This is a genomic window from Streptomyces sp. Root1304 (assembly GCF_001426405.1).
Taxonomy (GTDB): domain Bacteria; phylum Actinomycetota; class Actinomycetes; order Streptomycetales; family Streptomycetaceae; genus Streptomyces.
Genome location: NZ_LMEP01000025.1, coordinates 118647 through 139872 on the forward strand (window position 1 = coordinate 118647; position 21226 = coordinate 139872).

The window sequence follows — 21226 nt, forward strand, 5'->3', positions numbered from 1 at the left end:
GTCAAGCTGGTACGTACCCGGCGCATACGCTCCGGCGTGCAGCCGTGGTGCGCGCGCCCCGGGGGGTACGGCTCCCGGGCCCGGCCGGGAAGCTTTGCACGGACATTACCCGGTCCGCGCGAGCGGTGCGCGCACCGCCCCCGCCCCGGCCGCTCCCCCGGGCGAATCGGTGCGGCGCGAGCACTGGACGCGGCCCGGGATGCGCAGTTCCCTGACTACGGGGGGCTGTCGTCCGAGCCCGGATTGGGGCGCTTTTCCATGACACCTACGCTCGTCCCGCACCACCCCGCGCGCGACTGGGCCGAGATCCAGGAACGGATGCTCGTCCCGCTCTACGAGGCGGTGTACGAGCGCCTCGGCGTGGGCGCCGGCTCCCGGGTCCTGGGCCTCGGCTGCGGCTCGGGCCTCGCGCTCCTGATGGCGGCCGGACGGGGCGCCCGGGTCACCGGCGCGGACCGGGACCACGCGCGCGTGGAGCTGGCCAGGGAGCGGCTCCCGGAGGGCGTCGCGGTCGGCGGGGAACCGCCCGGGGCCGGTCCGTACGACGTGATCACGGCCTTCCACGCGACGGACGGGCTCCTTCCTGAGCTGCTGGCCGTCACCCGTTCGGCGCAGTCCGGTGCGGCGGTCGTGCTGGCGGGCTGGGGGCCGCCCGAGCGGTGTGCCACGGAGCCGGTGCTGCGGGTCGCGGAACGGCTCGCGGACGGCGGCGCCCGGCGGGGGTTCCGGGCCGACCTGGACGGGCTGGTGGCGGCCGCGGGGCTGCACCCGGCGGGTTCGGGACGGGTGGCCTGTCCCTTCGGGTACGCGAGCGGGGGCAGCGCGGTGCGGGGGCTGCTGTCGACCGGCGCGTTCGACGAGGCGGTCCGGGCGACGGAGCTCGCCCAGGTGGAGAAGGAGATCGAGGAGGCGCTCGCCCCGCACCTGCGCGCGGACGGCACGGTGTGGATGCCGAACGAATTCCGGTACGTCGTCGCCCGGGTGCCGTAGCCCGCGCGGGCGCCCGCCGTCCGGCCGGCGGGCGGGAGACCGCGAGCCTCGCGGCGGACCCCTCCCCCGGCCCCTCGGTCCTCGTCTCCCCCGGCCCCCTCAGTCCTCCCTTTCCGCGCGCGTGATCCCCGCCGCGCGGTACGCGTCCGCCTCCTCCAGGGTCTCGTTCTCCAGGAGCGCGGCCGCCAGCGCGTCCAGCTGGCCGCGGTGCTCGCGGAGCAGCCGTACGGCGTTCTCGTAGCACTCGTCCACGATCCGGCGCATCTCGGCGTCGACGGTGTCGAGGGTCGAGGGCGCCGCCGACAGGCCGTACGCCTGCTGCGCGTCGCTGGGGATGGCGGTGAGCCGGCCGACGCGCTCGCTCATGCCCCAGCGTCCGGCCATGCCCCGGGCGATGTTGGTGACCTGTTCCAGGTCGCTCTCGGCGCCGGTGGTGATGACTCCGAACACGACCTGTTCGGCCGCCATGCCGCCGAGGGCGCCGATGATCCGGCCGCGCAGGTAGTCCTCGGTGTAGGCGTACTTGTCGGAGTCGGGGGTGGAGAGGGTGACGCCGAGGGCCCGGCCGCGCGGCACGATGGTGATCTTGCGGACCGGGTCGGCGCCGGGCTGGAGCATGCCGAGCAGGGCGTGACCGCTCTCGTGGTACGCGGTGCGGCGGCGTTCCTCGGCGGGCATGACGAGCGGGCGTTCCGCGCCGAGCTGGACCTTCTCCAGGGCGTCGGACAGGTCGGAGCGGGTGACGGCCTTCTGCTCGCGCTTGACGGCGAGGAGGGCGGCCTCGTTGGCGAGGTTGGCGAGTTCGGCGCCGGTCATGCCGGGGGTCGTCCGGGCCACGTGCTCCAGGTCGACGTCCTTGGCGAGCGGGATCTCCCGGGTGTGGATCCTCAGGATGGCCTCGCGGCCGCCCCGGTCGGGCGGGTTGACGTGGACGATCCGGTCGAAGCGGCCGGGCCGGGTGAGGGCGGGGTCCAGGACGTCGGCGCGGTTGGTGGCGGCGAGGACGATGACGCCCTCGGAGCCGGTGAAGCCGTCCATCTCGGTGAGGATCTGGTTGAGGGTCTGTTCGCGCTCGTCGTGGCCGCCCATGCCCGAGCCGCCGCCCCGGGCCCGGCCGATGGTGTCGATCTCGTCGATGAAGATGATCGCCGGGGCGACCTTGCGGGCCTCGGCGAACAGCTCGCGCACCCGGGAGGCGCCGACGCCCACGATCATCTCGATGAACTCGGACGCGGAGGCGGAGAAGAACGGCACCCCGGCCTCGCCCGCGACGGCGCGGGCGAGCAGGGTCTTCCCGGTGCCGGGCGGGCCGGCGAGCAGGACGCCGCGGGGCATCTTGGCGCCCATCTCGCGGTAGGCCTGCGGGTTCTTGAGGAAGTCGACGACGTCGTTGAGCTCGCCCTCGACCTCGTCGATGCCGGCGACGTCGGCGAAGGTGGTGCGCTGCCCGCCTTCCAGTTCCACGGGTTTGGGCGGGGTCTTGCGGCCGAGCATGCCGCCCGCGCCGCCGCCCATGCCCGCGCTCATCCGGCGGGCGATGAACACCCACAGGACGACGAGCAGCAGCATCGGGGCGAGCGAGATGAGGAGGTTGGCGAGGAAGCTGCGTTCCTGGACGACGGGTTCGGCGGTGACGGTGACGTTCTGCTTGGTGAGCTGCGCCCACAGCTCGTCGTCGGCGAAGGCCGGCCGCTGGGTCTTGAACTTGGTGTAGTCGCCGTCTCCGTCGGGGGCGGGCTGCTTGTTCTTCAGCTGCCCCTGGATCGCGTCGCCCTTGGAGTAGATCTTGGTGACGTTCCCGGCCGCGACCTGCTTGTCGAACTCGGTGTACGCGATCGTCGGCTCGTCACCCTTGTTGAGGAAGGACAGGACGATGTTGGCGATCAGATAGACGACGAGCGCGGTGAGGATGAGGCTGCCCCAGCCTCCCGGCATCCGCTTCTTCGGCGAGGGGGGCGGCGGGGCCCCTTCCGAGCGCCAGGGCTGGTCGGTCCGGTCGCGCGGGGGTACGGGGTTGGCCACGTGGCTCTCCTCGGGGCGGCTGTGGCCCCAGTATCGAAGAGCGGGACGAACCCGGCATCGCGGGCGGTGCGGAGGGGTGAGAAGGGGCCCGGGGCGGTTTCGCGCCGCCCCGGGCCCCTTCTCGTACGGGCTGTCAGCCCATGAACTTCTTGAACTCCTCGGGGAGCTCGAAGTCCTTCGGCGTCTGTCCCGGCGCCGGGAGGCCGAAGGCGCCGCCCTGCTGCGCCTGGTCGCGGCGCTCGGCGGCGGCCTGCTCCTCGGCCTTCCGCTTCATCGGGTTGCCGCTCTTGCGCTTGCCCTTGGCCTGCTTGACCTGCTTCTTCTGCCGGCCGGGGCCGCCGCCCATGCCGGGCATGCCCGGCATGCCGGGGAGGCCGCCGCCCTGGGCCATGCGCGACATCATCTTGCGCGCCTCGAAGAACCGCTCGACCAGGCTCTTGACGGCGCTGACCTCGACGCCCGAACCCTTGGCGATACGGGCGCGGCGGGAGCCGTTGATGATGGTCGGGTCCTGGCGCTCGGCCGGGGTCATCGACTTGATGACGGCGGCCGTGCGGTCGACGTCCCGCTCGTCGATGTTGGCGATCTGCTCCTTCATCTGGCCCATGCCGGGGAGCATGCCGAGCAGCTTGCTGATGGAGCCCATCTTGCGGACCTGCTCCATCTGCGCCAGGAAGTCGTCGAGCGTGAACTCCTGGCCCTTCTTCGACGCGAGCTTCGAGGCCATCTTGGCGGCCTCTTCCTCGTCGAAGGTCTGCTGCGCCTTCTCGATGAGGGAGAGCATGTCGCCCATGCCGAGGATGCGGGACGCCATGCGGTCCGGGTGGAACGCGTCGAACTCGTCCAGCTTCTCGCCGTTGGAGGCGAACATGATCTGCTTGCCGGTGACGTGCGCGATGGAGAGCGCGGCACCGCCTCGGGCGTCGCCGTCGAGCTTGGAGAGCACGACGCCGTCGAAGCCGACGCCGTCGCGGAAGGCCTCGGCGGTGTTGACCGCGTCCTGGCCGATCATGGCGTCGACGACGAAGAGGACCTCATCGGGGCTGACGGCGTCGCGGATGTCCGCGGCCTGCTGCATCAGCTCCTGGTCGATGCCGAGGCGGCCGGCGGTGTCGACGATGACCACGTCGTACATCTTGGTCCGCGCGTACTCGATGGAGTCCTTGGCGACCTGGACCGGGTCGCCGACGCCGTTGCCCGGCTGGGGTCCGTAGAAGGCCACGCCCGCGCGCTCGGCGACGACGCCGAGCTGGGTGACGGCGTTGGGGCGCTGGAGGTCGCAGGCGACGAGCAGCGGGGAGTGGCCCTGGCCCTTGAGCCAGAGGCCGAGCTTTCCGGCGAGGGTGGTCTTACCGGCACCCTGGAGGCCGGCGAGCATGATCACGGTCGGCGCGGTCTTGGCGAAGCGCAGGCGGCGGGTCTCGCCACCGAGGATGCCGATGAGCTCCTCGTTGACGATCTTGATGACCTGCTGGGCCGGGTTCAGGGCCTGCGAGACCTCGATGCCGAGGGCGCGTTCCTTGACCTGCTTGATGAAGGACCGGACGACCGGCAGGGCGACATCCGCTTCGAGCAGCGCGATACGGATCTCGCGCGCGGTGGCGTCGATGTCCGCCTCGGACAGACGGCCCTTGCCGCGGAGGTTCTTGAAGGTCGCTGCAAGGCGGTCGGAGAGGGTATCGAACACGGCGGTCGCGGATCCTCGGTGTCGGGGGCGGTCGGATTGCCCTCCAGGGTATCGGGCCGCTCGAAGTGTGTGCCCCCGCCCGCCGAATCCGGGCGCGCGGGGGTGGCCGGATCGAGGGTTCGGGGGTCGCGGATTCAGGGGTTCGGGGGTACGGGTCCCGGGGTTGGGGCCGTACGGGTCCCGGGGTTCGGGGCTTCAGTGGCTCACCCCAGCGCCCTCTCCAGGGTCCGTGCCAGGTCGACCGCCTCCTCGTCCGGGAGGGGGGAGCCGTCCGGGCGGGTCACGTACAGGGTGTCGACGGCGTTCGCCCCGAGGGTGGACACGTGGGCGCTGCGTACCCGTACGGCCGCTCCTTCCAGCGCGCGGCCGATGCGGTGGAGGAGGCCGGGGGCGTCCTGGGCGCGGACCTCGATGACCGAGGCGCGGTGGGAGGCGGCGGGGGCGACGGTGACGCGGGGCGGTGGGGCGGTGAGACCCCGGCGGCGCGGGTAGGCGGCTTCGCGTTCGGCGAGGCGGGCGGGGATGTCGAGGGTGCCGTCGAGGGCGCGGACGAGGTCGGTGCGGAGCCGGGCGGCCTCGGGCAGGGAGCCGTATTCGGCGGCGACGCGCCAGTCGAGGACGAGGACGGGGCCGGTGCCGAGCGCGGTGGGCAGGTCGACGGCGCGGAGGTCGGCGGCGCGGACGGTGAGCCGGTGGAGGGCGAGGACGCCCGCGACGGCGGGCAGGACGCCGGGCCGTTCGGGGAGGGCGATGACGAGTTCGACGCCGACGGGTTCGGTGCCGTCCGGGTCGGCGGGGCCGGGTTCGACGGGCGGTTCGGTGCGGGCGTGGAGGGCGAGGACGGGTTCTCCGGTGCGGAGGGCCTCGATGGCGAGGCGTTCCTGTTCGGCGCTGGGGGCGGCGGCCTCGGGGTCGGGCGGCTCCTCCCCCGCGAGGACGCCCGCGACGCGTTTGACGAGGTCGTCGACGAGCAGGGCGCGCCAGCCGGACCAGGCGGCGGGTCCGGTGGCGAGTGCGTCGGCCTCGGTGAGGGCGTGCAGGAGTTCCAGGGTGCCGACGGTGCCGACGGCGGTGGCGACAGCGTGGACGGTGGCGGGGTCGTCGAGGTCGCGTCGGGTGGCGGTCTCGACGAGGAGGAGGTGGTGGCGGACGACGGTGGCGAGGGTGGCGACGTCGGTGCGGTCGAAGCCGATGCGGGTGGCGAGGTCGCGGGTGATGGTCTCGCCGGCGACGGAGTGGTCGCCGGGCCAGCCCTTGCCGATGTCGTGGAGGAGGGCGGCGACGAGGAGGAGGTCGGGGCGGCCGACGCGGCGGGTGAGGGCGGCGGCGCGGACGGCGGTCTCGACGAGGTGGCGGTCGACGGTCCAGGTGTGGACGGGGTTGCGCTGGGGGCGGCAGCGGACGCGTTCCCAGTCGGGGAGGAGGCGGGTGACGAGGCCTTCGGCTTCGAGGGCCTCCCAGACGGGGACGGTGGCCTCGCCGGCGCCGAGGAGGGTGACGAGTTCCTCGCGGGCCTCGGCGGGCCAGGGCACGGGCAGGGGTTTGGCGGTGGCGGCGAGGCGGCGTACGGCGTGCGGGGAGAGCGGCAGGGCCGACTGGGCGGCCGCGGCGGCGGCGCGCAGGGGGAGGACGGGGTCGCGTTCGGGGCGGGCGGCGCGGGCGAGGACGGCCTCGCCGTCCATCTCGACGACGCCCTCGGCGAGCGGGGTGCGTTCGACGGGGAACTTCCCGGCGCCGGACCGGCCGCTGAGGAGGGCGCGCAGCCGGGGCCGGGCGGAGCGGGCCTTGAGGACGCGGTGGACCTCGCGCCAGGTGACGTCGGTGGCGTACGCGATGGTCCGGGCGGCTTCGTAGACCTCGCGGAGCAGGGTGTCGGCGTCGAGGAGGCCGAGTTCGGCGGCGACGGCGTCCTGTTCCTGGAGGGCGAGCCGGTCGGTGGCGCGGCCGGTGGTGAGGTGGAGGGCGTCGCGGGCGTCGAGGAGGCGGCGACGGGCGGCGTCGAGGCCTTCGCGGGGGGCGTCGGCGAGCCAGGAGGCGGCGACGGCGCGGAGGGCCTGGGCGTCGCGGAGGCCGCCGCGGGCCTCTTTGAGGTCGGGTTCGAGGAGGTACGGGAGCTCGCCCATGCGTTCGGCGCGTTCGCGGCAGAGTTCGTCGAGTTCGGGGAGGCGCGCGGGGGCCTGGTTGCGCCAGTCGGCGAGGACGGTGGTGCGGAGTGCGGCGACGAGTCCGTGGTCTCCGGCGACGGGTCGGGCGTCGAGGAGTCCGAGGTGGACCTTGAGGTCGGTGGCGGCGGTGGCACGGGCCTCGGCGGGGGTGCGGACGGAGTGGTCGAGGGCGAGCCCGAGGTCCCAGACGGGGTACCAGAGCCGGTCGGCGAGGGCGGCGACGGCGGCTTTGTCGGCGGTGCCGTCGTGGAGCAGGAGGAGGTCGAGGTCGCTGCGGGGGGAGAGTTCGGCGCGGCCGTAGCCGCCGACGGCGACGAGGGCGGTGCCGCGGGGTGGTGCGGCGGCGGCGAAGAGGCCGGCCAGCCAGGTGTCGGTGAGCCGGGCGAGGGCGGCACGGCGCGGCGGCCCGGGCCGCTCCTTCTCTTGGAGGAGGAGCAGCCGGGCCGCCGCGTAACCGCCGGGTCCCGATTCTTCGGTCTCTTCGCTGGCTTCGAGGCTCGTCACCCGGCGGCTCCTTCGTGTGCGCTTACAGTGCGTCCGGACCGCGTTCGCCGGTGCGGACCCGTACGGCGGTCTCGACCGGCACGCTCCACACCTTGCCGTCTCCGATCTTGCCGGTTCGGGCGGCCTTGACGACGACGTCGATGAGCTGTTCGGCGTCCTCGTCCTCGACGAGGACCTCGATGCGGATCTTGGGGACCAGGTCGACGGTGTACTCGGCGCCGCGGTAGACCTCGGTGTGGCCGCGCTGGCGGCCGTAGCCGCTGGCTTCGGTGACGGTGAGGCCGTGGACGCCGAAGGCCTGGAGGGCCTCCTTGATCTCGTCGAGCCGGTGCGGCTTCACGACCGCGGTGATGAGCTTCATGCGTCCACCTTCTTGTTCTCGCTCAGGACGGGCGTGGCCACGGAGGTGCTGCGTCCCGTGCTGCCGCCGCCGGCTCCGCTGAAGTCGTACGCGGTCTCGGCGTGCTCGACCTGGTCGATGCCGGAGACCTCGTCGTCCTCCGTGACCCGCATGCCCATGGTCTTGTCGATGATCAGGGCGAGGATCGCGGAGGCGATCAGAGAGTAGGCGAGGACGGCGAAGACGCCGATGGCCTGCTTGCCGAGCTGGTCGAGGCCGCCGCCGTAGAAGAGGCCCTTGGCGTCGGACTGGACTCCGCCGGTGGCGAAGAGGCCGACGAGGAGGGAGCCGATGACGCCGCCGACGAGGTGGACGCCGACGACGTCGAGGGAGTCGTCGTAGCCGAACTTGTACTTGAGGCCGACGGCCATGGCGCAGAGGAGGCCGGCGACGGCGCCGACGGCGATGGCGCCGAGGGGGCTGACGGCGCCGCCGGACGGGGTGATGGCGACGAGTCCGGCGACGGCGCCGGAGGCGGCGCCGAGGGTGGTGAAGGCGCCGTGGCGGATCTTCTCGTAGGCGAGCCAGGCGAGCATGGCGGCGGCGGTGGCGACCTGGGTGTTGACGAACATGACGGCGCCGACGCCGTCGTCGTTGCCGAGCCAGGAGCCGGCGTTGAAGCCGAACCAGCCGAACCAGAGGAGGCCGGCGCCGAGCATGACGAGCGGGAGGCTGTGGGGGCGCATCGGGTCCTTCTTGAAGCCGACGCGCTTGCCGATGACGAGGATGACGCCGAGGGCGGCGGCGCCGGCGTTGATGTGGACGGCGGTGCCGCCGGCGAAGTCGATGACGCCCATGTCGAAGAGCCAGCCGCCGGCGCCCCAGACCCAGTGGGCGACGGGGAAGTAGACGATCGTGACCCAGAGGGTGATGAAGAGGGCCCAGGCGGTGAACTTGACGCGGTCGGCGAGGGCGCCGCTGATGAGGGCGGGGGTGATGATCGCGAACATCAGCTGGAAGACGGCGAAGACGTACACGGGGATGGTGTAGCCGTCCCAGAGTTCGGTGATGCCGATGCCGCTGAGGCCGACGTAGTCGGAGGACCAGCCGACGATCGAGCCGATGTCGGTGCCGAAGGCGACGCTGAAGCCGAAGAGGACCCAGAGGATCGTGACGATCCCGAGGCTGATGAAGCTCATCATCAGCATGTTGAGGGTGGACTTGACGCGGACCATGCCTCCGTAGAAGAAGGCGAGTGCCGGGGTCATCAGCATGACCAGGGCGGAGCAGATGAGCATGAACCCGGTGTTGGCGGCGGACAGCTCGGGGGCGTCTGCTGCCAGGGTCGTGATGGCTGGTGCCATCGGCGTCTCCTCGTCGTCGGATGCGGCCTGTGCGGGGCGGGGCCGGGGAGCGGCTCGGCCATGAGGGTGGCCGGTTATGGGCCAGAGATTCGCGCAGCGCGGTTTCCGCCGATGCCGCTCGATGTTTCCGAGGGGTGACGAAGGGGTGGGGCGTGTTACGCGACCGTGAACGGCCGTGTCACGGCCGGGTGGCTTCCGCACCCTCGCGACTCTTCGCACATGACCACCGCAACCATCGATTGGCGAGCCACGACGGCGATCAGCCACATCCGCGAGAGCGGCGCCGGTTTAGGCGCAAAAGGGGGACCGGCCGCGCCGGGCGTCCGTGTGACCTTGCGGCGGGGGAGCCGAGTCGGGCAGTACGGGACGTGCGGCGCGGCCGGGGTGCGGGGGCCGGGGCGGGTCAGACCGCTTCGGCGGCCTCGGGGAGCAGCTGGGTGAGGCGGTCGGTGAGCTGGCGGACGTCGGCGACGTCGCCGAAGTTGCGGGCGGCGTGGTCGACGGTCTTGCGGAGTCGGGTGTTGACCCGCTCGGAGCGGATGCTGCGGGCGACTCCGAGGGCCTTCTCGGCGAGGACGACGGACTGTTCCGGTTCGCGCTTGAGGAGGTGGACGGTGGCCATGCCGATGAGGTTGAGGGCGTAGGACCGCTGGTGGTCGGGGTCCTTCTCGAAGAGCTCGACGGCGCGTTCCATGACGGGTTCGGCGAGGGAGGCGTAGGTCGGGGAGCGTCCGGCGACGTAGGCGAGGTCGCGGTAGGAGTGGGAGTTCTCGCCGTTGAGTTCGGCCTCGGAGAAGAAGCCGATCCAGTCGGGTTCGGGTTCGCCGTCGAGTCCGACGTCGGCGAAGGTGTCCTCGGCCATCCGGACGGCCCGCTTGCACTTGGAGGGCTGGCCCATGTTGGCGTAGGCGCGGGCCTCCATCGCATACAGCATGGCCTGGGTGCGGGCGGTGGCGCAGTCCCGACTGCCGTACTGGGCGAGGTGGATGAGTTCGAGGGCGTCGTCGGGGCGGCCGAGGTGGATCATCTGGCGGCTCATCGAGGACAGGATGTACGAGCCGAGGGGTTTGTCTCCGGCTTCCTTGGCGGCGTGCAGGGCGAGCACGAAGTACTTCTGGGCGGTGGGCTGGAGGCCCACGTCGTAGCTCATCCAGCCGGCGAGTTCGGCGAGTTCGGCGGCGCAGGTGAAGAGGCGCTTGGCGGTGGCGGCGGGCTGGGGTTCCTGGAGGAGGTCGGTGACCTCGTGGAGCTGGCCGACGACGGCCTTGCGCCGGAGGCCGCCGCCGCACTGGGCGTCCCATTTGCGGAACATGGCGGTGGTGGACTCCAGGAGGTCGAGTTCGATCTCGGAGAGCCGGTTGGGGCGGCGGGCGTCGGCGAGGGTGTCGGGGCGCTCGATGTCGCCGGCGGGGGTGGGGACGAGCCAGCGCTGCATCGGTTCGATGAGGGCGGGTCCGGCGGCGAGCGAGAGCGAGGAGCCGAGGAAGCCGCGGCGGGCGAGCATGAGGTCGCTGCGGGAGAACTCGCTGAGCAGGGCGACGGTCTGGGGGCCGGCCCAGGGCAGGTCGACGCCGGAGACGGAGGGCGACTGGTGGGCGGTGCGCAGGCCGAGGTCCTCGATGGCGACGACGGAGCCGAAGCGTTCGGAGAACAGCTCGGAGAGGATCCGCGGGATGGGCTCGCGGGGCTGTTCGCCGTCGAGCCAGCGGCGTACGCGGGAGGTGTCCGTGGAGATGTGGTGCGCGCCCATCTGGCGTGCCCGGCGGTTCACCTGGCGCGCGAGTTCGCCCTTGGACCACCCGCTGCGCACGAACCACGAGCCCAGCTGCTCGTTCGGGCGCTTGCCGGCAGTCGTACCGTCTGCGCCGTTGTCGCCCACTGGAACGCCCCCATCCACCTGATTACCTGTCGTGCGAACCCCTATCAGAATGCCGTGTCCTGCGGCACCCGTCCGGCGTTCGCGCTCCTTCGAACTGGAAACCGGGTTGCCTCCGGCATACCCGCGCGCGCAAGCGGCCCCCGGGTTCGAGTACCGAAAGTAACCCCACGATCACCCCTCCACGAGGGGCTTTCAAGAAACGCCACCATTCGCCACCCCTTCGAATGAACTCGCCGCCCGTGGAACGCGATTCACTTGACATGCGACGAACCGGAGTCGGCGGACGGATGCGCGGAGAGGCGCGTGCGGCGGCCCGCACCACCCCGTGCGCGACCGCGCGCCAAGTGGCGGCGACGGTCCGTGACGAAAGGTGACGACGGTGCTCCGGGTCGTAACCACCGGCGCGCTCGACCCGTTGGAGGGGACATGGGTTTCACGATCGGCATTCGTGAGATGCGGTCCGGCGCACGCCGCCGCGTACGCACCACGGAGTGCACTGCGGTGGCCGAGTACACGGGGCTGTGGGGCTGGGACGTGGTGCCCGGGACGCGGGCCGTCGCCGGCCGGTGCTCCTGCGGCGACGCGGCGTGTACGGCTCCGGGGGCGCACCCGCTCCCCTTCGCGGAACCGGTCCCGGCCGGCGCCGGTCTGGACGACGCGGCCAAGGCCTGGTCGGAGTATCCGGGCGCGGCGCTGATGCTGCCGGTGGGCAGGTCGTTCGACGTGATCGAGGTCGCCGAGGCGGCGGGGCGCCGGGCGCTCGTGCGGCTGGAGCGGATGGGGCTGCCGCTCGGGCCGGTGTGCGCGACGCCGACGGGCCGGGCGCGGTTCTTCGTGGCGCCGGGGGCGGCGGCCGAACTGCCGCGGCTGCTGTACCGGATGGGCTGGGACGACGCGGATCTGGACCTGCACGGTCTGGGGCCGGGCCGTCACATCACCGCTCCCCCGTCGGACCTCGGTGGTCTCGGGCCGGTGCGCTGGCTGCGGCCGCCGACGCTGGACACGGCGGGGGCGCCGCCGCAGGCGCGGCTGCTGCTCGGCACGCTGGCGTACATCTGTCATCGGACGCGTTTCTGAGCGCGTCGGACGCGTGAGGGCCCCCGCCGGGATCGGCGGGGGCCCTCGCGCGTCGCGGCGGGTGCGGCGGTCAGTCGCCGATCAGGGCGTCGACGAAGGCGCCGGGCTCGAAGGGGGCCAGGTCGTCGGGGCCCTCGCCCAGGCCGACCAGCTTGACCGGGACGCCCAGCTCGCGCTGGACGGCGACGACGATGCCTCCCTTGGCGGTGCCGTCGAGCTTGGTCAGAACGATGCCGGTGATGTCGACGACCTCGGCGAAGACCCGGGCCTGGATCAGCCCGTTCTGGCCGGTGGTGGCGTCGAGGACGAGGAGGATCTCGTCGAGCGGGCCGTGCTTCTCGACGACGCGCTTGACCTTGCCGAGCTCGTCCATGAGGCCGGTCTTGGTGTGGAGCCGGCCCGCGGTGTCGATGAGGACGACGTCGGCGCCCTCCGCGATGCCCTCCTTGACGGCGTCGTAGGCGATGGACGCCGGGTCGCCGCCCTCCGGGCCGCGCACGGTCCGGGCGCCGACGCGCTCGCCCCAGGTCTGGAGCTGGTCGGCGGCGGCGGCACGGAAGGTGTCGGCCGCGCCGAGGACGACGGACTTGCCGTCGGCGACGAGGACGCGGGCGAGCTTGCCGGTGGTGGTGGTCTTGCCGGTGCCGTTGACACCGACGACCATGACCACGCCCGGCACGTCCGTGGGGCTCTCGGTGTGCACGGTGCGGTCGAGGTCGGGGCCGAGCAGGGCGACCAGCTCCTCGCGGAGCAGAGCGCGCAGCTCCTCCGGGGTGCGGGTGCCGAGCACGCGGACCCGCTCGCGCAGCCGCTCGACGAGCTCCTGGGTGGGGGCGACGCCGACGTCGGCGGTGAGGAGGGTCTCCTCGATCTCCTCCCAGGTGTCCTCGTCGAGGTGCTCGCGGGACAGGAGCGTCAGGAGCCCCTTGCCGAGCGAGTTCTGGGAGCGGGCGAGGCGGGCCCGGAGCCGTACGAGACGGCCGGCGGTGGGCTCGGGCACCTCGATCTCGGGTGCCGCCGGCTCGGCGACGACGGGGTCCTCGACGGCGGCCGGCGTCTCGGCGGCCTCCTCGGCGGGGAGCTGGACCTCCTCGACCGTGCGGCGTGGTTCCTCCCGCGGCGTCTCCGCCTCCTCGCCGACGTGCGGTTCGGCGGGCGGAGCGGTGATGGTCGGCGTGGTGGACGGCGGCTCGGCGGGCGGCAGCTGCTTCTTCTTGCGGCCGCTGATCACGAGCCCGCTCGTCACGGCGACCGCGACGACCAGTGCGATGACTACAGCAAGGATGAGTTCCATAACCTGACCAGTATCGGCCAAGAAGCGACCGGAGACGGAGCACGTACGCTGGGTGGGTCCCCCCACATCTGTACGGAGTACCCCCATGCCCCACGCCTCCGAAGCCGAAGGCGCGACGCTCGACGGCGCCATGGAGACCCGCGGTCTCGAACCCGTCCCCGACGCCGAGCGGACCGGCCGGGTCCGTGAGCTGTTCCCGACCTGGGTCGCCGCGAACATCAGTGTGCTGCTGCTCACGATGGGTGCCGGGCTCATCGTCTTCAACGGCCTGAACTTCTGGCAGGTGCTGGCCGTGGCGGTCGCCGCGCCGGTCCTGTCGTACGGGATCGTCGGTCTGATCTCGATCGCGGGGAAGCGGGGCGGGGCGCCCGGGATGGCCCTGTCGCGGGCCGTGTTCGGTCAGCGGGGAAACCTTTTTCCGGGGGCTTTGATCTGGGTGGCCCGCTGGGGCTGGGAGACCATCAACGCGGTGACGGGCGCCTATGCGGTGCTGACCGTGCTGGACCTGCTCTTCGGCGTGAGGTCGAACACGCTCCTCATCGTGGTGACCCTGCTGCTCTTCGTGACCTGCACCTTCCTGGTGTCGGGGCTGGGGATCAACGCGCTGCGGGTGTGCAGCAAGTGGTCCACCTACCTCTTCGGCGCCTTCTCGGTGCTGGTGCTGGTCCATCTGGTGGCGAACACGGACTGGTCGGCGGTCTTCGCCAGGCCGGCCGGTTCGACGGCGATGATGGTCGCGGGCATCGGCACGATCGCCGCCGGCGGCATCAGCTGGGTGCCCTCGGGCCCGGACTTCACCCGCTATCTGCCCCGTACGGCCTCGTCGCGGGCGATGGTCGGCACGACGGTGGGCGGCGCCGGGATCGTGGTCCTGCCGATGGTGCTGATGGGCGCGGTGATGGCGGTGTCGACGCCGGACCTGGCCTCGGCGCAGGACCCGGTCTCGTTCATCGGTGAGCTGCTGCCGATGTGGATCTCGGTGCCGTACCTGGTGATCGCCCTGCTCGGGATGCTGCTGATCAACTCGATGTCGATGTACTCGGCCGGGTTCACCGCGCAGACCCTGGGCATCAGGGTGCCGCGGGCGGCGGCGGTGAGTGTGAACGCGGTGATCAGCCTGGTCTTCGGCTTCCTGCTGATGGTGGTGGCGACCAGCTTCATCGGTTCGTTCATCTCCTTCCTGACGCTGCTCGCGGTGGCGTTCTCGGCCTGGATCGGGGTCTTCGGCGTGGACATGCTGCGGCGGAGGTCGTACGACGCGGCGGCGCTGATGGACACCACGCGGACCAGCGCGTACTGGTACCGGGGCGGTTTCGCCTGGCAGGCGATGACGGCGTGGGCGGTGGCGCTGCTCGCGGGTCTGCTGTTCACGAAGGTCGACTGGTTCGCGGGTCCGCTGGCCTCGTCCTGGATCGGCGAGAACGGGCTGGGCTGGGCGGCGACGATCGTGGTGGCGGGCGTGCTGTACGCCGTGCTGCCGCCCACGCCCGCGCATGCGGTGGAGCCCGCCGAGGTGCGCGAGACCGTTTCCATCTGACGCTGCGTCAGATAACGTCCCCCTTCGCCGCTATCCCACCCGCGGAGGGGGACTTCCCATGCCGTTCAGCGTCGTACGGTTCAACCTCGTCGATCCCCGCGCGACCCCCGAATCCCTCTCCGCCCGCTACCGGGCCGCCGTCGAGATGGCCGCGTACGCGGACGGGCACGGGGTCGACACCGTGCAGACCGAGGAGCACCACGGGGTCGAGAACAACTGGCTGCCCTCCCCCTTCGCCTTCGCCGGCGCGGTCTTCGGCGCCACGGAGCGGATCGCGGTGACCGTCTCGGCGATCATCGGGCCGCTGCACGATCCGCTGCGGCTGGCCGAGGACATCGCGGTGCTGGACCTGCTGAGCGGGGGCCGTCTGGTGACGGTGGCGGGGATCGGCTACCGGCCGGAGGAGTACGAGGAGCGCGGGGTCGACTGGGGGCGGCGCGGCAAGCTCCAGGACCTGCTCCTCGAGACCCTGCTCACGGCGTGGACCGGGGAGCCGTTCACCTATCAGGGCCGTACGGTACGGGTCACCCCGCGGCCCTTCACCCAGCCGCATCCGATGCTGCTGGTCGGGGGTTCGTCGCGGGCGGCGGCGCGGCGGGCGGCCCGGCTGGGGCTGCCGTTCTTCCCGAGCGCACACCTGCCGGAGCTGGAGGCGTACTACCGGGAGCGGTGCGCGGAGTACGGCACGGAGGGCTGGACGATGATGCCGGCGGAGGAGACCCCGCTGCTGCACGTGTCGGAGGATCCGGACCGGACCTGGGCGGAGTACGGGGAGCACTTCCTGCACGAGGCGCGGACGTACGCCTCCTGGCAGTCGAAGGACATCCGTTCGGCGGTCCGGTCGGCGGCGACGACGGTGGACGGGCTGCGTGCGGAGGGGGTCTACCGGGTGGTCACCCCGCAGGAGTGCGTGGGGCTCGGGCTGGAGAGCCTCGTGCTGCATCCGCTGTGCGGGGGGATGCCGGTGGAGGAGGGGTGGCGGAGCCTGCGGCTGTTCTGCGACGAGGTGGTGCCGCGGCTCCCGGCCTGAGCGGCACGGCGCCCGTACGACGGTGCACTTGCCCCGGCGCCAGGCATGGCGCCCGTACGACGGTGCACTGCCCCGGCGCGAGGCATCGGGCCTCGGCCGGGGCAGTCCGTGGGTGAGGAGCGGGGCAGCGGGGATCAGCCCATCTCCTCCAACGCCTTGCCCTTGGTCTCCTTGACGTACCTGAGCACGAAGGGGATCGAGAGCACGGCGAAGACCGTGTAGATGATGTAGGTGCCGGAGAGGTTCCAGTCCGCGAGGGACGGGAAGCTGGCGGTGATGGCCCAGTTGGCGATCCACTGGGCGGAGGCGGCGACGCCGAGGGCGGCGGCGCGGATCTTGTTCGGGAACATCTCGCCGAGGAAGACCCAGACCACGACGCCCCACGAGAGGGCGAAGAAGAGCACGAAGACATGGGCGGCGACGAGCGCCACGACGCCCTGGGTCTCGGGGAGCTTGCCGTCGACGAGGTCGGCGGAGAAGGCCCAGGCCTCGAAGGCGAGGGCGATGGCCATGCCGACGGAGCCGACGAGGGCGAGCGGCTTGCGGCCGACCCGGTCGACCAGGACCATCGCGATCACGGTGCCGATGATGTTGATGATCGACGTGGTGAACGAGTAGAAGAACGAGCTGGACGGGTCGATGCCGACGGACTGCCAGAGGGTCGCGGAGTAGTAGAAGGCGACGTTGATGCCGACGAGCTGCTGGAAGACGGAGAGTCCGATGCCGACCCAGACGATGGGCAGCAGCCGGAAGCGGCTGCCGGCCACGAGCAGGTCCCGGAAGGTGGACTTGTGCTCGCTGCGCATGGCGCGGTCGATCTCGGCGACGCGCCGGTCGAGGTCGACGCCCTCGCCCTCGACCTCGGCGAGGACCTCCTTGGCGCGCGCGGTCCTGCCGACGGAGATGAGGAAGCGGGGGGACTCGGGGATGGCGAGGGAGAGCAGGCCGTAGAGGAGTGCGGGCACGACCATCACGCCGAGCATCCACTGCCAGGCCTCCAGGCCGCCGATCTCGCCGCGCTGGTCGCCGTCGGCGAGCTGGAGGATGCCGTAGTTGACCAGCTGGGAGATGGCGATGCCGATGACGATCGCGGCCTGCTGGAAGGAGCCGAGGCGACCGCGGTAGGCGGCGGGGGCGACCTCGGCGATGTACGCGGGGCCGATGACGGAGGCCATGCCGATGGCGAAGCCGCCGACGATCCGCCAGAGGGCGAGGTCCCAGAGGGCGAAGGGCAGCGCGGAGCCGATGGCGCTGACGGCGAAGAGCACCGCGGAGATCTGCATGCAGCGGATGCGGCCGATGCGGTCGGCGATGCGGCCGGCGGTGGCGGCGCCGATGGCACAGCCGATCAGGGCGATGGCGATGACCTGCGCGAGGGTGCCGGAGCCGATGTCGTAGCGGCTGCGGATCGCCTCGACGGCGCCGTTGATGACGGAGCTGTCGTATCCGAAGAGGAAACCGCCCATCGCGGCGGAGGCCGTGATGAAGATGACGTGGCCGAGGTGATCCGGGTGAGCGGCTCGGCCTTCGGAAGGCGGCGGCGTGGGCGCCTGCGCAGTGCTGGTCACATGGACTCCATCGGTGGGGGGAGAGCCCTTCCAGTGGCGCACAACTTCACGCCGCCCACCACGTGAAGGTAAAAGCAACGTTGCAGAGACTATGCCTTCAAGTTTCGAAGTCAAGAGGCGATGTCGTATGACTTAACAAGCACACCGAAGCCACTTGAGTTCAGAACTTGAACGATATGGCGTCAGCGCAACCGCTGGCTGATCACCTTCGACACGCCGTCGCCCTGCATGGACACCCCGTACAGCGCGTCCGCGACCTCCATCGTCCGCTTCTGATGGGTGATCACGATCAGCTGCGAGGACTCCTGGAGCTCCCGCATGATCCGGATCAGCCGCTGGAGGTTGGTGTCGTCGAGCGCCGCCTCGACCTCGTCCATCACATAGAACGGGCTGGGCCGCGCCTTGAAGATGGAGACGAGCAGCGCCACGGCCGTCAGCGAGCGCTCGCCGCCGGAGAGCAGCGAGAGCCGCTTGACCTTCTTGCCCGGCGGCCGGGCCTCCACCTCGACGCCGGTGGTCAGCATGTTGTCGGGGTCGGTGAGGATCAGCCGGCCCTCGCCGCCCGGGAAGAGCCGGGAGAAGACGCCCTCGAACTCGCGGGCGGTGTCCCGGTACGCCTCGGTGAAGACCTGCTCGACCCGCAGGTCGACCTCCTTCACGACCTGAAGCAGGTCGGTACGGGTCTTCTTCAGGTCCTCCAGCTGCTCGGAGAGGAAGCGGTGCCGCTCCTCCAGCGCCGCGAACTCCTCCAGGGCCAGCGGATTGACCTTGCCGAGCTGGTGGTACGCCCGTTCGGCGGCCTTGAGCCGCTTCTCCTGCTCCGAACGGATGAAGGGGCGCGGCTCGTCGACCCCGGCGGACTCCCCGCCCTCCGCCGCCTCCGCTCCTTCCGCGGGCGACGGGGGCACCGGCTGGTCGGGGCCGTACTCGGCGGTCAGGGCCGCGGCCTCGACCCCGAACTCCTCCAGGGCCTTCGCCTCCAGCTGCTCGATCCGCAACCGCTTCTCGGCGCCCAGCACCTCCCCGCGGTGGACGGAGTCGGTCAGCTTGTCCAGCTCGGCCTTGAGGTCCCGGCCCCGGTTCCGGGCCGCCGTCAGCCCCTCCTCGCGGTCGGCGCGCGCCGCCTGGGCCACCACCCGCTCCCGCTCGGCGCGGACGAGCGAGACCTCGATGTGGGCGAGGAGTGTCCGGGCGCCCGCGGCGACCGCTCCGGCGACCCGCTCCTCGTGGCGCAGCCGTGCCCGCCGCTGCTCGGCACGCGCGCGTGCCTCCCGTTCGGCGCGGGCGGCGCGGTCGAGCGAGTCCGCCCGCCCCGCGAGGCCCTTGACGCGTTCCTCGTGGGTACGGACCTGGAGCCGCGCCTCCATCTCCGTCTGGCGGGCGTTGGAACCGTCGATCGCGAGCCGGTCGCGGGTGCCGGTGTCCGGTTCCTCGTCGCCGTCCCCGAACTCGGCGGCCTCCTGGGCGACGAGGAGGCGTTCGGCCAGCTCCTCGGCCTCGGCGGTCGCCCGCTCCAGGGCCTCCTGGGCGCGGGCGGCGGCAGCGGCGGCCCGCTCGGCCTCCCCCGCCGCTCCCCTGGCCTGGCCGGCGAGCCGTCCGAGCCGCTGGGCCACGGCGGACTTCTCGCGCTCGGCGGTACGACGGAGGGCGTCGAGCTCCTCGACGAGCGCGGCGGCGGTACGCCGGCGTTCGTCGGCCTCGTGCCGGGCGGCGGCCGACTCCTCGCACCGTACGGCCAGTTCGTCGAGTTCGGCGGCGGCCTCGGCGACCGAGGCCTGGACTTCGAGGAGGCTGGGCGCGCCCGCGGAGCCGCCCTGCGCGAAGTGCGGTCCGAGCAGGTCGCCCTCGGCGGTGACGGCGGTCAGCGCGGGCCGGGTCCTGACCAGTTCGGCGGCCTCGTCGAGGTCGGCGACGACCACGACCCCGGCGAGCAGCCGGCGCACGGCGGCCATGAGTTCCTCGGGTCCCCGGACGAGGTCGGCGGCGTACGGGTGCGCCGCGGGTGCGGCCGGGGCGGGGTCGGGTTCCGGGCCGCCGGCCAGGAGGAGGGAGGCGCGGCCGGCGTCCTGTTTGCGCAGGAGGCGGAGGGCCTCGGCGGCGGTGGCGGGGCCGGTGGCGGCGACCGCGTCGGCGGCGGCGCCGAGGGCGGCGGCGACGGGGATCTCGTATCCCGGGGTGACGGTGAGGAGTTCGGCGGCGGGGCCGAGAAGGCCGCTGAGTCCGGCGGCGAGCAGGGCGCCGGTGCCGTCCTTGCGGCGCAGCCCGAGGGCGAGGGTGTCGTGCCGGGCCCGGGTGGCGGCGCGCCGGCGTTCGGCGTCGCCCACGGCCTCGCGGGCGGCGCTCAGGGCGGTTTCCGCCTCGGCGAGTTCGCGGCGGGCGGCCTCGTACCGCTCGCCGTGCGCGGTGTCGGCGGCGTCGAGTCCCTCGACCTCGGCCTTGAGCTGTTCGTACTCCTCCTGGGCGGTGGCGGCCCGCTCCCCCGCCTCGTCGCGGGCGGCGGCGAGGCGGTCGATCTCGGCCTGGGCGGAGGCGGCGCGCGAGCGGGCGGCGTTGACCTGGCCGTGGAGGCGGGCGAGGCCCTCGCGGCGGTCGGCGAGGGCGCGGGCCAGGTCCTTGAGGCGTCGTTCCTCGTCGGCGAGCGCCCGTTCCAGTTCGGAGCGGTGGGCGACGGTGTCCTCCAGGGCGCGTTCGGCGGCCTCCAGGGCGGCTTCCAGCTCCGCCTCCTGCTCGCGGACGCGGGCCGCCTCGCGTTCCAGGTCCTCGGGGTCGCGGCCGCGGCGTTCCTCGGCGGGGGCGGTGGTGGCGCTCTTCACGCGCGCGTCGGCGAGCGAGACCGTGCCGCGGACGCGTTCGGCGAGCTGGGAGAGGGCGTACCAGTTCTGCTGGGCGCGTTCCAGGCGGGGTACGAGGGTGCGGGCCTCGGCCTCGAGTTCGGCCTCTTGGGTGAGCGCGGCGCGCAGTTCCCGCTCGGTGGCCTCCTTGCGGGCGAGGAGGGCCGCCTCGTCGGCGACCTCGGCCGTCAGGGCCCGCTGGAGGTGGACGAGGTCGTCGGCGAGGAGGCGGAGGCGGGCGTCGCGCAGGTCGGCCTGGATGACGACGGCCCTGCGGGCGACGGCGGCCTGCCGGCCCAGGGGCTTGAGCTGGCGGCGGAGTTCGTCGGTGAGGTCCTGGACGCGGGCGAGGTTGGCCTGCATCGCGTCGAGCTTCCGCAGCGCCTTCTCTTTGCGCTTGCGGTGCTTGAGGACTCCCGCGGCCTCCTCGATGAAGGCGCGGCGGCCCATCGGGTCGGCGTGCAGGACGGAGTCGAGCTGTCCCTGTCCGACGATGACGTGCATCTCGCGTCCGATGCCGGAGTCGGAGAGCAGGTCCTGGAAGTCGAGCAGCCGGCAGGTGTCGCCGTTGATCTGGTACTCGCTGCTGCCGCCGCGGAACATGATGCGGGTGAGGGTGACCTCGGCGTAGTCGATGGGCAGCGCGCCGTCGGAGTTGTCGATGGTGAGGGAGACCTCGGCGCGGCCCAGCGGGGGGCGCCCGGTCGTGCCGGCGAAGATGACGTCCTCCATCTTGCCGCCGCGCAGCGACTTGGCGCCCTGCTCTCCCATCACCCAGGACAGGGCGTCCACGACGTTGGACTTGCCCGATCCGTTGGGGCCCACGACACAGGTGATGCCCGGTTCGAACCGCAGGGTGGTGGCCGATGCGAACGACTTGAATCCGCGGAGGGTCAGGGCCTTGAGGTGCACCCCGGGGACTCTACCGGGGCCCGTGC

The 21226-nt window shown here is 72.4% G+C and carries 13 protein-coding genes; 4 read left to right on the top strand and 9 right to left on the bottom strand.

What is annotated here, in order from left to right:
* The first annotated feature begins 258 nt into the window (after window positions 1-258).
* A complete protein-coding gene (locus ASD33_RS27195) occupies window positions 259-990 on the top strand; it encodes a methyltransferase domain-containing protein (RefSeq protein ID WP_056566055.1) in 732 nt (243 codons plus the stop codon).
* A gap of 99 nt (window positions 991-1089) precedes the next feature.
* Here ASD33_RS27195 and ftsH read toward each other — a convergent pair whose 3' ends face one another.
* The 6 genes from ftsH to ASD33_RS27225 form a co-directional block, all read right to left on the bottom strand.
* Window positions 1090-3012, bottom strand: coding sequence for an ATP-dependent zinc metalloprotease FtsH (ftsH, locus tag ASD33_RS27200; protein WP_056566058.1), 1923 nt, complete (start codon window positions 3010-3012; stop codon window positions 1090-1092).
* A gap of 133 nt (window positions 3013-3145) precedes the next feature.
* Complete coding sequence (ffh, locus tag ASD33_RS27205) at window positions 3146-4699, bottom strand: signal recognition particle protein (RefSeq protein WP_056566061.1); 1554 nt, start codon at window positions 4697-4699, stop codon at window positions 3146-3148.
* A gap of 203 nt (window positions 4700-4902) precedes the next feature.
* Window positions 4903-7368 (bottom strand): [protein-PII] uridylyltransferase, encoded by a 2466-nt coding sequence (locus ASD33_RS27210; RefSeq protein ID WP_056566064.1) that lies wholly within the window; start codon window positions 7366-7368, stop codon window positions 4903-4905.
* 22 nt (window positions 7369-7390) lie between these two features.
* Window positions 7391-7729 (bottom strand): P-II family nitrogen regulator, encoded by a 339-nt coding sequence (locus ASD33_RS27215; protein ID WP_015036464.1) that lies wholly within the window; start codon window positions 7727-7729, stop codon window positions 7391-7393.
* Window positions 7726-9072: an ammonium transporter gene (locus ASD33_RS27220; protein WP_056566067.1), complete on the bottom strand. Its 1347-nt coding sequence runs from the start codon at window positions 9070-9072 to the stop codon at window positions 7726-7728. Before ASD33_RS27220 ends, ASD33_RS27215 begins: the two co-directional genes overlap by 4 nt.
* A gap of 403 nt (window positions 9073-9475) precedes the next feature.
* Window positions 9476-10951: a hypothetical protein gene (locus ASD33_RS27225; protein ID WP_107103678.1), complete on the bottom strand. Its 1476-nt coding sequence runs from the start codon at window positions 10949-10951 to the stop codon at window positions 9476-9478.
* A 426-nt stretch (window positions 10952-11377) separates the two neighbouring features.
* Here ASD33_RS27225 and ASD33_RS27230 point away from each other — a divergent pair, with 426 nt between their 5' ends.
* Window positions 11378-12028 carry a bifunctional DNA primase/polymerase gene (locus ASD33_RS27230; RefSeq protein WP_056566071.1) on the top strand — a complete coding sequence of 217 codons (651 nt, stop codon included), beginning with the start codon at window positions 11378-11380 and terminating at the stop codon, window positions 12026-12028.
* 70 nt (window positions 12029-12098) lie between these two features.
* Here ASD33_RS27230 and ftsY read toward each other — a convergent pair whose 3' ends face one another.
* Entirely contained in the window at window positions 12099-13322 is a 1224-nt protein-coding gene (gene ftsY / locus ASD33_RS27235) for a signal recognition particle-docking protein FtsY (RefSeq protein WP_056566074.1), read from the bottom strand.
* Window positions 13323-13407: 85 nt separating this feature from the next.
* On the opposite strand from ftsY, the gene ASD33_RS27240 reads away from it, so the two are divergent.
* Complete coding sequence (locus ASD33_RS27240; protein WP_056566076.1) at window positions 13408-14859, top strand: cytosine permease; 1452 nt, start codon at window positions 13408-13410, stop codon at window positions 14857-14859.
* Between the two features lie 58 nt (window positions 14860-14917).
* Entirely contained in the window at window positions 14918-15889 is a 972-nt protein-coding gene (locus tag ASD33_RS27245; RefSeq protein ID WP_056566079.1) for an LLM class flavin-dependent oxidoreductase, read from the top strand.
* A 134-nt stretch (window positions 15890-16023) separates the two neighbouring features.
* Here the strand turns inward: ASD33_RS27245 and ASD33_RS27250 are convergent, their stop codons facing one another.
* Complete coding sequence (locus ASD33_RS27250) at window positions 16024-17457, bottom strand: sugar porter family MFS transporter (protein WP_056566082.1); 1434 nt, start codon at window positions 17455-17457, stop codon at window positions 16024-16026.
* A gap of 182 nt (window positions 17458-17639) precedes the next feature.
* Window positions 17640-21200, bottom strand: coding sequence for a chromosome segregation protein SMC (gene smc, locus ASD33_RS27255; RefSeq protein ID WP_056566085.1), 3561 nt, complete (start codon window positions 21198-21200; stop codon window positions 17640-17642).
* Window positions 21201-21226: the final 26 nt, after the last annotated feature.

Coding starts and splice junctions, on each gene's coding strand:
- ASD33_RS27230 (WP_056566071.1), top strand. CDS start 11,378: ATGGGTTTCACGATCGGCATTCGTGAGATGCGGTCCGGCGCACGCCGC.
- ASD33_RS27220 (WP_056566067.1), bottom strand. CDS start 9,072: ATGGCACCAGCCATCACGACCCTGGCAGCAGACGCCCCCGAGCTGTCC.
- ASD33_RS27215 (WP_015036464.1), bottom strand. CDS start 7,729: ATGAAGCTCATCACCGCGGTCGTGAAGCCGCACCGGCTCGACGAGATC.
- ASD33_RS27245 (WP_056566079.1), top strand. CDS start 14,918: ATGCCGTTCAGCGTCGTACGGTTCAACCTCGTCGATCCCCGCGCGACC.
- ASD33_RS27240 (WP_056566076.1), top strand. CDS start 13,408: ATGCCCCACGCCTCCGAAGCCGAAGGCGCGACGCTCGACGGCGCCATG.
- ASD33_RS27195 (WP_056566055.1), top strand. CDS start 259: ATGACACCTACGCTCGTCCCGCACCACCCCGCGCGCGACTGGGCCGAG.
- ftsY (WP_056566074.1), bottom strand. CDS start 13,322: ATGGAACTCATCCTTGCTGTAGTCATCGCACTGGTCGTCGCGGTCGCC.